Origin of the sequence: Mesorhizobium sp. M6A.T.Ce.TU.002.03.1.1 (assembly GCF_003997275.1) — a bacterium.
GTDB lineage: Bacteria > Pseudomonadota > Alphaproteobacteria > Rhizobiales > Rhizobiaceae > Mesorhizobium > Mesorhizobium mediterraneum.
In genome coordinates this window covers 56,071-67,922 of the sequence record NZ_RZTI01000021.1, presented here as the reverse complement: position 1 = coordinate 67,922, position 11,852 = coordinate 56,071, and the positions used below count along the sequence as shown (strand labels likewise).

Annotated in this window: 11 protein-coding genes and 2 pseudogenes; 9 read left to right on the top strand and 4 right to left on the bottom strand. The window is 61.5% G+C overall.

Annotated features, from left to right (window positions below):
* From EOC93_RS34055 to EOC93_RS09630, 4 genes and pseudogenes are all read left to right on the top strand, one after another.
* A pseudogene (locus EOC93_RS34055) lies at nucleotides 1-180 on the top strand (hypothetical protein); the annotation flags it as partial.
* 81 nt (nucleotides 181-261) lie between these two features.
* Entirely contained in the window at nucleotides 262-423 is a 162-nt protein-coding gene (locus EOC93_RS34050) for a hypothetical protein (protein WP_206532227.1), read from the top strand.
* 181 nt (nucleotides 424-604) lie between these two features.
* Complete coding sequence (locus tag EOC93_RS09635; protein ID WP_245458005.1) at nucleotides 605-1,297, top strand: gamma-glutamylcyclotransferase; 693 nt, start codon at nucleotides 605-607, stop codon at nucleotides 1,295-1,297.
* A 26-nt stretch (nucleotides 1,298-1,323) separates the two neighbouring features.
* Nucleotides 1,324-1,914: pseudogene (locus tag EOC93_RS09630) on the top strand (aldose epimerase family protein); the annotation flags it as partial.
* Nucleotides 1,915-2,073: 159 nt separating this feature from the next.
* On the opposite strand, the gene EOC93_RS09625 reads toward EOC93_RS09630, so the two are convergent.
* A complete protein-coding gene (locus EOC93_RS09625; protein WP_127204482.1) occupies nucleotides 2,074-2,829 on the bottom strand; it encodes an SDR family oxidoreductase in 756 nt (251 codons plus the stop codon).
* A gap of 144 nt (nucleotides 2,830-2,973) precedes the next feature.
* Between EOC93_RS09625 and EOC93_RS09620 the strand changes: the two genes are divergently transcribed.
* Nucleotides 2,974-3,864 (top strand): AraC family transcriptional regulator, encoded by an 891-nt coding sequence (locus EOC93_RS09620; protein WP_127204481.1) that lies wholly within the window; start codon nucleotides 2,974-2,976, stop codon nucleotides 3,862-3,864.
* Between the two features lie 91 nt (nucleotides 3,865-3,955).
* Here the strand turns inward: EOC93_RS09620 and EOC93_RS09615 are convergent, their stop codons facing one another.
* On the bottom strand, nucleotides 3,956-4,201 hold the full coding sequence (locus tag EOC93_RS09615) for a DUF1127 domain-containing protein (protein WP_095486654.1): 246 nt from the start codon (nucleotides 4,199-4,201) through the stop codon (nucleotides 3,956-3,958).
* Nucleotides 4,202-4,667: 466 nt separating this feature from the next.
* On the opposite strand from EOC93_RS09615, the gene EOC93_RS09610 reads away from it, so the two are divergent.
* Complete coding sequence (locus EOC93_RS09610) at nucleotides 4,668-5,456, top strand: thioredoxin family protein (RefSeq protein WP_127204480.1); 789 nt, start codon at nucleotides 4,668-4,670, stop codon at nucleotides 5,454-5,456.
* Between the two features lie 166 nt (nucleotides 5,457-5,622).
* On the opposite strand, the gene EOC93_RS09605 is transcribed toward EOC93_RS09610, so the two are convergent.
* Nucleotides 5,623-7,644, bottom strand: coding sequence for an EAL domain-containing protein (locus EOC93_RS09605; protein ID WP_127204485.1), 2,022 nt, complete (start codon nucleotides 7,642-7,644; stop codon nucleotides 5,623-5,625).
* Nucleotides 7,645-7,927: 283 nt separating this feature from the next.
* On the opposite strand from EOC93_RS09605, the gene EOC93_RS09600 reads away from it, so the two are divergent.
* Complete coding sequence (locus tag EOC93_RS09600; protein ID WP_127204479.1) at nucleotides 7,928-8,962, top strand: class I SAM-dependent methyltransferase; 1,035 nt, start codon at nucleotides 7,928-7,930, stop codon at nucleotides 8,960-8,962.
* Between the two features lie 63 nt (nucleotides 8,963-9,025).
* Here the strand turns inward: EOC93_RS09600 and EOC93_RS09595 are convergent, their stop codons facing one another.
* Nucleotides 9,026-9,946 carry a sugar kinase gene (locus tag EOC93_RS09595; RefSeq protein ID WP_127204478.1) on the bottom strand — a complete coding sequence of 307 codons (921 nt, stop codon included), beginning with the start codon at nucleotides 9,944-9,946 and terminating at the stop codon, nucleotides 9,026-9,028.
* Between the two features lie 153 nt (nucleotides 9,947-10,099).
* Here EOC93_RS09595 and EOC93_RS09590 point away from each other — a divergent pair, with 153 nt between their 5' ends.
* Nucleotides 10,100-10,549, top strand: a complete 450-nt coding sequence (locus tag EOC93_RS09590; RefSeq protein ID WP_127204484.1) for a FixH family protein — start codon at nucleotides 10,100-10,102, stop codon at nucleotides 10,547-10,549.
* Between the two features lie 13 nt (nucleotides 10,550-10,562).
* Nucleotides 10,563-11,762, top strand: a complete 1,200-nt coding sequence (locus EOC93_RS09585) for a cytochrome c peroxidase (RefSeq protein ID WP_127204477.1) — start codon at nucleotides 10,563-10,565, stop codon at nucleotides 11,760-11,762.
* The last annotated feature ends 90 nt before the right edge of the window (nucleotides 11,763-11,852 follow it).

Here is an 11,852-nt window from a genome sequence, read left to right as displayed (position 1 = left end):
GCCTCCACGCTCGCCCCCGGGCAGCGCTTGACCCTTTCCGTGCCCGGTTCGGCCGGCCAGCCGTCGATCGATTTCGAGATTCTGCGCGATGGTGATGCGCTCGTTGTCAGCGACGCCATTCCCGCTGCGGTGGTCGATCTCGTGGACGTGACGCCGACCCGGGGAGCGTTGGGGAAATGAGTGTTGCCTTAGAGCTCGAGGGCGCGCGGGTTCGTCGAGTATGCTTCCGTAGATCTCGGACCATCCGTGCACAGGGAGGATATGATGCAGATCAGCTTCGGATCGTACAATGGAAATATCACGCGCAGGACACTGCTCGCGATTGCCACCACAGTCGAGACACCGGCCGCGGCGCAGCTGGCAGATCGGACCACCATCCCACCAGAAGGTTCCGCTCGTTTTCAGGGACTCGACGCGGCGTGAAATCCAGCTGGATGATACCAGCTGGCCCTCAGTGACGGTTCGCCGTTGGGAGATTGGTGATATCGTCGCGGTCTCGGATTGCTCAGCAATCGCCAAGCGAAACGTGGTTCTTACAAGAAGCGCGGGCAGCAAAAGAACGGAACGGCATATGAGGGAGAAGATGCCTAGGCTGGTTCGGAAGATGGCACTTACGCCGGAGATTGTTGCGCGCGTTCATCGGGTGTTAGAGGACCCCGGCTCGGCACCTGGTCTCGTTTACTACACCGAGGAGGACTACGATGCGGCAGTGCATGAGACGCTCGCCTCGCATCCCCGAGGCGAAGACCTTTGGTTGTTCGCCTATGGCTCGCTGATTTGGAAGCCGGAAGTTGAGCACACTGAGGAGCGCATTGGCACGGCGCACGGCTGGCATCGTTCGTTCTGCCTAAAGATGACCCGGTGGCGGGGCACGAGGGAGCAGCCTGGCCTGATGATGGCCCTCGATCGAGGCGGCCAGTGCCGGGGGATGCTCTATAGGCTCGCCGGCAACACAGTGGAATGGCAGCTCGGCAAGCTTGTCCGCCGAGAGATGAAGGCGAAACCACCCAGCAACCCGCCCCGTTGGCTTACCGTCAAGACGCATCAGGGGCCTGTCCGCGCCCTTGCCTTCGTGATGAACCGAGAGTCGGGCGCATACACCGGTAAGCTCCCACCTGATGAGGTGGCGGACATTGTGGCCAAGGCATGCGGCCATTTGGGCTCGTGCGCCGAGTATCTCTATAACACCATCTCGCATCTGGAAGAGCGCGGCATCCGCGACAGCAATCTATGGCGGCTACAGCGTCTGGTCGCCGAACGCATTTTGGGTTCCATCGTAACACCAATTTCAAGCTGACCATTGCCGATCTTCGCGAACAGCGCACCTATAGGCTGAAAATCCCCGGCACGCTCAGCGTCGAGATGACCGCCACCTGCGAGGAGCCGACGCTGTGCAACCTCACCCAGCATTCCTATTTCAACCTGGATGACGGCGGCGCCGGCGACATTCTCGACCACCGGCTGATGCTGAACGCCGGCGCCTATCTTCCGGTCGATGGCGACCTGATCCCGACCGGCGTCGTCAAGCCGGTCGACGACACGCCGTTCGATTTCCGCCAGGCGCGGCCGCTGCGCATGGAGAGCGAGGGCAAGCAGCTTGCCTACGACCAGAATTTCTGCCTTGCCGCGACGCGCGGGCCGCTCAGGCAGGCGTCATGGGCGCAGGGCGCGAATTCCGGCGTCGAGATGGAGCTCTGGACCACGGAGCCGGGCGTCCAGCTCTATACCGGCCAGTATCTGGCGCCACCTTCGCCGGGACTCGAAGGACGTCATTACAAGGCTTTTTCGGGCTTCTGCCTGGAGCCGCAGGTCTGGCCAGACGCGCCGAACCGGCCGTACTTCCCACAGGCCACGCTATGGCCGGGCCAGATCTACCACCATGTGACGGAATACCGGTTCCGGCTGCCTGCCTGACCCGGAAGCCGGTACCGGATTTTACGGTGCTACCTTCGGCTCGGAAAGGGATCATGTCCGCCGTCTAGGCAGACGGCCTGGCCGAGACAGCAGGTCCGCTCCAAGGAGCAGACGCTCCCAACGGGCCTGCCGCCAATCAACGGTGTGGTACCTGCTTCGTCAAATGGCTTGGCCGCCGGACACTTCGATCCGCTGGGCATTCACCCAGCGATTGTCCTCGGATAACAAGCTGGCGATCATTGGCCCGATGTCGTCCGGCATGCCGACGCGGCCGAGTGCAATCATATCTGCGAACACCTTGTTGAGGTCGGGCATGTCGCGGACAGCGCCGCCAAGGAAATCAGTTTCGATCGCGCCCGGCGCCACCGTGTTGACGGCGATGCCGCGGGCGCCCAACTCCTTCGCCATGTAAACGCTGAGCACCTCGACCGCGCCCTTCACTGCCGAGTAGGCGGCGAAGCCCGGATAGGACATCCTGGTGAGGCCCGAGGAGAGGTTCACGATACGGCCGCCGTCCGCGATCAGCGGCAGCAGCTTTTGGGTGAGGAAGAACACCCCCTTGAAGTGGACATTGACCAGCCGGTCGAACTGCGCCTCCGTCGTCTCTGCGATCATTGCCATGTCGCCATGGCCGGCATTGTTCACCAGATGATCGAACGTGTCGCGCTGCCAGGTCTCGCGCAATGCCGCCTGCAGGCGCTCAGTGAAAGAAGCGAAGGTGGCAACGTCACCGGTGTCGAGTTGCAGGGCGACTACCCTGCGACCCGTTGCCTGAATCTCCGCGACAACGGCCCGAGCGTCTTCACTCCGGCTATGGTAGGTGAGGACAACGTCACCGCCGCGGCGTGCGATGCTGAGTGCGGTGTTGCGCCCGAGCCCGCGGCTGGCGCCAGTAATGAGCGTGATCTTGGTCATGGCCTGCTCCTTTGTTTGCACCACTGCTGTGGCCACGCCGATATCGGCCCAATGGGCAGGCTTTTGTTGCCGGATGCTCGACCGTTTTTGCCTAATCCTCCAAAATGCTTTGCGTGTCGGGCAGCAAAGGAATAGTTTTGGTCCATGACCGCACTCCTCAATGCCGTCCGCCGCCATGCAGACACCAATGCCGGCCCAGACGGCATTGCGCATACCCCGATACCGGGTCTCAACACGGTGCGGGCGACGGCGCCTAGCGGCCTGGTCTACGACATCTCCCGACCGCTCGCCTGTCTGGTGGTCCAGGGGAGCAAGCACGTCACGATGGGTACTCAGGGCTTCGCCTTCTCCGCCGGAGATTCGCTGCTGATCACGGCGGACGTGCCGACGGTGAGCCAGATCACCCGCGCCAGCGCCGCTGCTCCCTACTACTCGCTTGTTCTGGAACTCGATCCGGCGGTCATCGCGGAGCTGAGTGAGCAAATAGACGCCCAGCATGTGGCCGACCACGCGCCCGTGCGGGTTGACCCGACTGACGCCGAGGTTGCCGACGCGGCCCTGCGTTTGATGCGGCTGCTCGATCGCCCGGCATCGGTCCCGGTGCTACAGGCCCAGCTTGTGCGCGAGATGCACTATTGGCTGCTGGCCGGGCGGCACGGGTCGGCGATCCGTCGTCTGGGGTGGCCAGACGGCCAAATGCGGCGAGTGGCGCGCGCGGTCGCAGTGCTTCGGGCAGAGTTCGCGCGGCCCTTGCCAGTCGAGCGCCTGGCGGCTGTGGCCGGAATGAGTATGTCGTCATTCCACCAGCACTTTCGCGCAGTAACCTCGCTCTCTCCCTTGCAATTCCAGAAACAGTTGCGCCTGATTGAGGCGAGGCGGCTGATGCTGTCGGAGGGAAAGACTGCGAGCAGCGCAGCGTTCGCGGTCGGCTATGAAAGCGTGTCGCAGTTCACCCGGGAATATGGTCGTCTGTTCGGCCGGACGCCTGTTCGGGATTCGAAAGAAGCGAGAGGCAGAAACTTGGCCGCCGCTTGAGGTGCCTTCGGCAGCTTCGCTCGCTACGCGCCGAGCTTGCCGAAGCGAGCGCTGCGCCTGCTCGTCCGCGCCGACAGTTGGCGCGCTGATCTTACCTCATCGACATCAAGTTCGTGGTCTGAGCGGCCTTAACGACGTCGAGCACAGGTTCATGGGCCTCCGGATGACCGATGTCCTTCAGCTGATCGGGCGTCAAATCCGCTAGGGCCCTGCGTCTTGCGACGTTCTCTCGCCACGTCCTGAAGGCAACGATGATTATTGCTACGCTTTTCAGCCTTGACCCAAACAAGCGGCGGCTGGGTGCGCCGCGGCCGGAGCGAGTTTTCGTGTGAGCCATTTTTAGTCTCCCATTTTGAGTTTGCGGGTTGGGAGCGTGCCACGTGGTTTCGGGCTGTTCGGCTGTGCGTGAACAAAAGGGAAAAAGTTCCTTCGCGCTCCGCGGCTCTCGTGTCGAGAACGTCGTTGTCTCGGAGAATCTCGCTACGGAATGATTTCAGCGGAACGGAATTTGGTTACGTCTGTAACAGCGGGAGCGCCGTTGTCGATCGCCGGCGGCGCCCCGGAAAGCGGCCGTGCTGGGCCGTCGCGATGTCTTGAAGCGTGGGCGCAGGAGCACCCGCTTCTGCGCAGGCCGCGGCTGGGATCAGCGGCTCCATTGGAAAAGCGCCACACTTGTTACTCCCGCTGTCCGCTCTCCGGTGCCAAACTACCTCATGCCGAACCATGAGCGAAGAGCAGCGAATGAAACCGCGCTTCGGCCAACGAGGCGCGGGGTTTCGCCCAAATCAGGAGGTATCAAAGCCATGACTGCATCAGCCGGAAATGGACGGAAAAGCGGACAGCCTGCCATGCACACACCACCGGTCGTGTCGCCGCAGGCGTGGGAGGCGGCCCGCGAGAAGCTGCTCGTCAAGGAAAAGGCCCAGACCCGCGCCCGTGACGCACTGGCCGCCGAGCGCCGGCGGATGCCGTGGATGGCGGTGGAGAAGACGTATGCGTTCGAGGGGCCTGACGGAAAGGTGAGCCTGCTCGACCTGTTCAACGGTCGGCGTCAGCTGATCGTCTACCGCGCCTTCTTCGAGCCGGGAGTGTTCGGCTGGCCCGACCATGCCTGCCGCGGCTGCTCCCTGGTGGCCGACCAGGTCGCCCATGTCGCCCACCTGAACGCCCGTGACACCACCCTCGTCTTCGTCTCGCGTGCGCCGCAGGCGGACATCGCGCGGCTGAAGGCGCGGATGGACTGGGAGATGCCGTGGTTCACCATCACCGACAGCTTCGACGCCGATTTCGGCGTGGACGAGTGGCATGGTCACAACGTGTTCATCCGCGACGGCGACCGCGTGTTCCGCACCTACTTTATCAACAACCGCGGCGACGAACAGATGGGGGGCACCTGGAACTACCTCGACATCACGCCGCTGGGCCGGCAGGAGGTCTGGGAGGACTCGCCCGAAGGCTATCCTCAGACCCCGGCCTACAACTGGTGGAACTGGCACGACAGCTACGGCTCCGACGCAGCGGCCGACAAGAAATGGGTCGAGGTATCGGACGCCGGAGAGGCGGCGTTCCGGGAGGCCAGCACGAAGGCGTGAGCCAAGCCTGTTCGGTGAATCGGGCGGACGGCGACGGCCGGTCTGAGGGCCACCGATCCGCCGCCCGCTCCTGAGTGAGTTCGATTGTGAGTTAAATAGTGCCCGGTCTGCAGCGCGCTTCTGCGGCGGCGACGGCTTGCAGCTACTCAGATCGCTCTGCCGCTATTCATGCGGACTTAACGACCAGAAAAGGGCGTTTGTGGGTGGCCGGTCTCGCTCGAAAGCTCGCGGCGGGAGCAGGGCGGCCGACATGAAAGCCTTGGATTTCATCTATGTCGAATTCGCGTATGAAGGCCATCTGCTTGTCGGTTTCCACCCCTTCGACCAGGATTTTATGGCCGCGATTTCGGACCAGGGCAATAATGTCTTGCAGCATTGCCTTGCCTCTGGGGGAGCCGCAATCATGAAGAAACGAGCGGTCAATCTTCACGGTATCGAAATCGATTAGACGAAGCCATGAGAGGCCCGCGAAGCCGGTCCCGAAGTCATCAAGCCATATCCTGATCCCTAGCAGCTTTAGGTCGCTGATGCAGCGAAGAATGTCGGAGTGCATCTCCATCTCGAGCCCTTCGGTGATTTCGAAGGCCAGCCTGCTGCCGGCTACGCCGGTCTCGCTCAAAATGGCCGCAACAGAGGTTGCGAAGCCGGGCGTCTTGAGCTGAATTGGAGAGACGTTGACGCTGACGACACGGACGTGATCGTCCGCCAGAAGCTCAGTGCACACAGTCCTAATTGCCCAGCGCCCGAGCGCCAGGACAGCGCCAGTTCGTTCCGCGACGGGAATGAAGAGGCTCGGCGGAACCGACGTGCCATCCAGCATTTTGAGGCGCATCAGAGCCTCGACGGCTTCAACTCGGCCCGACGCGACATTTTGGATAGGCTGATAGACGAGTGAAACGAGATCCTGGCCGATCGCGATCTTCAGCAAAGCCGCAATATTCTCGCTCTCATCGCTGCTCTGGGGATCGTTTGGATCGAACAGCCACGTACAATTTCGACCGCCTGCTTTTGCCAGATAGAGCGCGCGGTCGGCCTCGTGGATGATTTTTTCCAGCTTGGCGCCGGTCTGGACCCTGGTGAAGGCAGCGCCAACGCTCACCGTTACAACCGAGGTACCGTCTCTCCGGTGCTCGTGGGGAAGCGCGAGGTCCTCCACCGTGCTTCGAATGGCTTCCACAATATCTGCGACCTGTTCTCTTTTCTCCATGCGCGCCAGGACAATGAATTCTTCCCCGCCGTAGCGGCCGATTGAGCCATTGTGCTGCTTAATCATATCGGCAAGGGCATTGGCGACAAGAATCAGGCAGCGGTCACCTTCTTGATGCCCGTAAAAGTCATTGAACCTTTTGAAGAAGTCCACGTCGATGAGGATCGCCACAAAACTGCTGCCAGACCTCTGCCAGTCGCTCCAGTAGTCCCGCAGCTTCTCGTCAATCGCCCGCCGATTCTCCAGACCTGTAAGCGGATCGGTTCTCGACAGGTTCAACAGCGCCTGTCCGCGCTCGGTGGCTTCCTTGTGCTGGATTTTGGCTTCGAGGGCATTCAGGAAGACGTTGTAGCGCTCCTCGTTCAGCTTCCAGTTTACGTAAGATGTAAATGTGAAGCATGAGATATAGAAGGTTCCAAATACCATTTTGTAAGTTAATGTGGATGGCACAAAATAGTTTACGATATACAAAATTACCAATATTATAGCAGAAGTTACAATAGACACGTTGAATTTAAATGTGAAAAATAGATTAGCGCTCATCATGAAGATGGTGCCGAAAACCATATAATAAGAGACGCTTTCCTTGTCCGCACCCATAACCGCTGGGCACAACCAGCCAACATAGCCAAAAATGATGGCTCCGGCGCAAGTCACGTCAATCCATTCCGTTCCGACTCCCTGGCGAAGTTGTGCTTCCAAGATCAGGAGCGCAGTCACTCCGACCACGAAGCGTGCCGTGATCGTATAGATTGCCACATCCGGAATCAGCAGCAGATCGGTTGCTGAAAACAGCAGATAGATGGCAACGGCGATCCAAAGCCCCGGCCTGGAATCCATTCTTCGCGTCGCTTGCGATTCCTTTCGGTAGAGCTTGCGGAGTTCGTCGGACCGCGGCTCGTAGCGCGGTTCGAACGGTTCCGCATCGGCTATATCGGCCAATGCGGATGACGCGGAGTCGCTCGTCACCACAAACCCCATTTGAACCGGGCTTTGTATTCCGAACTCATTTTTAGCTTCTGCCCCCACGCCGGCCGACTCCTCAGGCGACAGCGATTGCGGCGCCTCGCAAGCAATATGCAGTCGCGCAAATAGGTTTTCGTTAACTCGTATCGGGAATCCGACCGGCAAGGCGTCCAAAGACCTAGGATGGTTGGCGGGAAATTAACGACACCGCTAAAATGCCGGTGATGCGCCTTGGCAAAGATAAAATTTTACGCAATATCTAGATAATATCTAACTAATTGTAATTATGGAGTCTGCGGTGGCAACCATCCTTGATGGCAAAAGTCTGATTACTGCCGAGATGATCGCCGCCAGTCTCCCTCGAAGAAAGCTCGAGCCTCATAGCGAAGCGTTCGAAACCGCCCGCGTAGAGCTTGCGCTCATTCTCCACGCGACACACCAGCAAGTCGAGCAACGAAAGGACCCGGCGGAGATCATCCGTCGGCTGATGTCGTACCTCGACGCAACCCGTTCCAAGGTTCATCCGGACGTTTGGCAAGCATTGATACCGGTGGTGCAGAACCACCCGATCTTGGAGTACTTTCTCGAGGATCCGCTCACGCGGTGGTCCCATGACAAGCCAAGAGGTTATTCTGGCGACGCGCAGTTGCTCGACTATATCTATTGTGATCCGCACGTGGCCGAGAGCGTGGCAAGCGCCTCGGAGATCGGCAAGGCACTCTATAGCCACACCAAGGATGTACCGTCGTGCATCGCAGCACGGGAGCGACGCGATCTTTTAACCCGGTATGTCGATGAGATTGCGGCCAAGAATGGACCGCAAGCCGAGGTCCTGGCGATTGCGGCCGGCCATTTACGGGAGGCCAATCGCTCGGCCGCCTTACAAGAGGGCCGTCTCAAGCGCTGGGTTGCGCTCGATCAGGATCCTCAGAGCGTTGGATTGATCACGCGCGACTTCCAGGGCACCGCGGTCGAGGCCATCGACGGCTCGGTACGAACCGTGCTCACGAGGGGCCACAAGCTTGGCAAGTTCGACTTCATCTACGCCTCTGGCCTCTACGACTACCTTGCGCACAACGTCGCCGTGAAGCTCACGAAGACCTGCCTGCAGATGTTGAAGCCGAACGGGACATTCCTGTTCGCGAACTACGCAGAGGGCAACCCCGACGCCGGCTACCGGGAGACGTTCATGAACTGGCTGCTGCTGCTGCGGTCGGAGGCCGATATGTGGGACATCATCAATGCCAGCGTCGACCGCAACACCGTCGAGGCGCAGGTGTTCTTTGGCGAGAACCGCAACGTCCTATATGGCGTCATCGAAAAGCGCGGATAGCGACCGCCTTGGGCTGCAAGGTTGCCGCCCATTGGCGGCAGCCGGTCTGATTGCGTTTTGATGCTAATCTTCGAACGCTGCCCTTAACGTCTCGAACGGCGCCAGCGCGCCGCGCACCTGGACGACAGCTGCGGCGACGCGATGCGCGCGCAGCACGGCCTCGGTCGGGGCATGACCGGCAAGCCGGGCGGCGAGATAGGCGCCATTGAAGGAATCGCCGGCGCCGGTCGTGTCGACGGGGGCGGTGACATGCACGGCCGGAACGGGCCGTAGCGTTCCGCTTGCGGCGATCAGCGCCGGCTCCTCGCCATTCTTGACGACGACTTCGCCGACCAGCTTTCCCAACCGTTCGGCGGTTGCTTGCGGCGCGGCGTCGCCAAACAGCATCTGCTCGTCGGGAAAGGTCGGCAGCGCGATGTCGGTGACTGCGAGTGCGTCGAGGATCGCTGCCTGCGCTTCCTCGCGCCGGTGCCACAACCGCGGCCGGTAGTTGGGATCGAAGGCGACAAGCGAGCCGGCGGCGCGCGCCTTGGCCACCGCCGCCAGCAGGGTCTTGCGCGCGCCGTCGTTCAGAATTGCCAAAGTGATTCCGGAGAAGTAAACAAGCGCCTGATTTTCAAGGCTTTTCGCCAAGGCAACCGCGTCGGAGGCAAGCTGCCGTGCGGCCGCATCACCGCGCCAATAGGTGAAGGAGCGTTCGGCGCCGGTCAGCGTGATCGCATAGAGGCCGGGCCGGGCGCCTGCGATGATCGGGCTGGCGCCGATGCCGATGCCGTTTTGCGCGAAGAAACCGATCTGATCGCGCGAGAACGGGTCGTCGCCGAAGGCCGACACATAGGTTGCCGGCCGGTCGCCGCTCAGCGCATGCAGCGCCCACAGTGTGTTGAACGTGTCGCCGGCAAAGCCCATGCGCCAGTTCGGCCCGGCCTGGCCTGAAAGTTCGAGCATGCATTCACCGATCGAGGCGACGCCGTTTCCTGTCATGTATCTCTCTCCGCGTGATTCCGGTGCTGTAGCTTTTTGCGGCCGGCAGCGCCATGCTTGGCGTCAGCGGATTTTGCGCCAGATGTGTTTTCTCAACTGAGCGGCGGGACGCAATCTGCCCGGCGAGACGTTATCTCCGGAAGAGGAAACGGTTTGGCATCGTTATGGCGTTATGTTTTGGCAGGTCTTGGTCTGGCCGCCTTGCTGGCTGGCATTCTTGCCGCCGTCTATCTGACGGCGCCGCAAGCGCCTCGGCTTGCCAGCTCCGAGATTGCGCGCTCGAAAAAGACAGCGCACGGGCTGTTTGTGGCCAGTTTCGAACCGGAGCGGGGCGCTATCCGGCAAGGCGAGCTGCAATCCTGGCTGCTGACCCTCAAGACAGGTGCGGGAACCCCGGTGGAAGGGGCAGCGATCACGATTTCCGGGGGCATGCCGCAGCACAGGCACGGCCTACCGACCAGCCCGCAGGCGACCGACTATCTGGGCGACGGGTGCTATCGTATCGACGGGGTGAAATTCACGATGAGCGGATTGTGGCAATTGCATTTCGCCATTTCCGCGGCGGCCGGATCCGACACGGTCGTCTTTAATGTGCTGCTGTGAGCGCTAGAGCAAGATGAGCCGATTCTCGCGTCTTCTCGCGCTGCTGGCGATGGCCGTGCTTGCCGGCTGCGGCAAGCCGGAGTTTTCCGATGCCGAAAAGAAGACCATCGCCTCACTGGCACTGTCGGCGCTGCCGCCGCTGAAAACCGACACCACCAACCGCTTCGCCGATGTGCCGGCCGCCGCCGCGCTTGGCTCGACGCTGTTCTTCGATGTCGGGATGAGCGGCGATGGCAAGGTTTCCTGCTCGACCTGCCACAAGATCGACCGGCAGTTCCAGGACGACCTGCCGCAAGCGGTCGGCGTCGGCCGCACCAACCGGCGCACCATGCCGCTGGCCGGCGTCGCGCATGATCCATGGTTCTTCTGGGATGGGCGGCGCGACAGTCTTTGGGCACAGGCGCTGACGCCGCTGGAAAATCCGCTGGAGCAGGCCGGCAATCGCGCCGCCTACGCGCACTATATCAAGGCGCGATTCGGCGAGCGCTATGAGCGCATCTTCGGGCCGCTGCCCGACCTTTCGACCGTGCTGGCCAATGCCAGTCCGCTCGGCAGCGATGCCGAGAAAGCGGCGTGGAACGCCATGTCCGCTGCGCAGGCCGAGGCCGTCAACCGCGTCTTCGCCAATATCGGCAAGGCGATCGCCGCCTTCGAGCGATCGATCGCGCCGCCGCAGACGCGCTTCGACCGGTTCGCCGCCGCCTTGGCTACCGGTATACAGCCGCAAGGCGACGATGCCTTTTCGCCTGAGGAAATCCTCGGGCTGAAACTGTTCATCGGCAAAGCCAGTTGCGTGACATGCCACACCGGGCCGCGCTTCACCGACAGCAGTTTTCACAACACCGGCGTGCCGCCGGTTGCGAATTTGCCGCCGGATCGCGGCCGCATAGATGCGGTACGCCAAGTCGAGGCCGATCCGTTCAACTGTTTCGGCGCCTTTCGCGATGGCGACGCCAGCGCCTGCGGCGAGCTGCGCTTCATGGTCAAGGCCGGACCGGAACTGGTCCGCGCCTACAAGACGCCGTCGCTGCGCGGCGCCGCCACCCGCCCGCCCTATATGCATGCCGGGCAGTTTTCCTCGCTCGACGAAGTGGTGGCGCATTATTCCAAGGCGCCGGCCAGTGTCGAGGGTGTATCCGAAGTCCACCCGCTGCAGCTTTCGGACCGCGAGCGCGCGGCGCTGGTGGCATTCCTGAAGACGCTGGCTCAGTGAACGGCTCAGAAAGGCTACTCGGTAGCGATCCTTCGCGCCCCCTCTGTCCTGCCGGACATCTCCCCCACGAGGGGGGAGATTGGCTGTCAC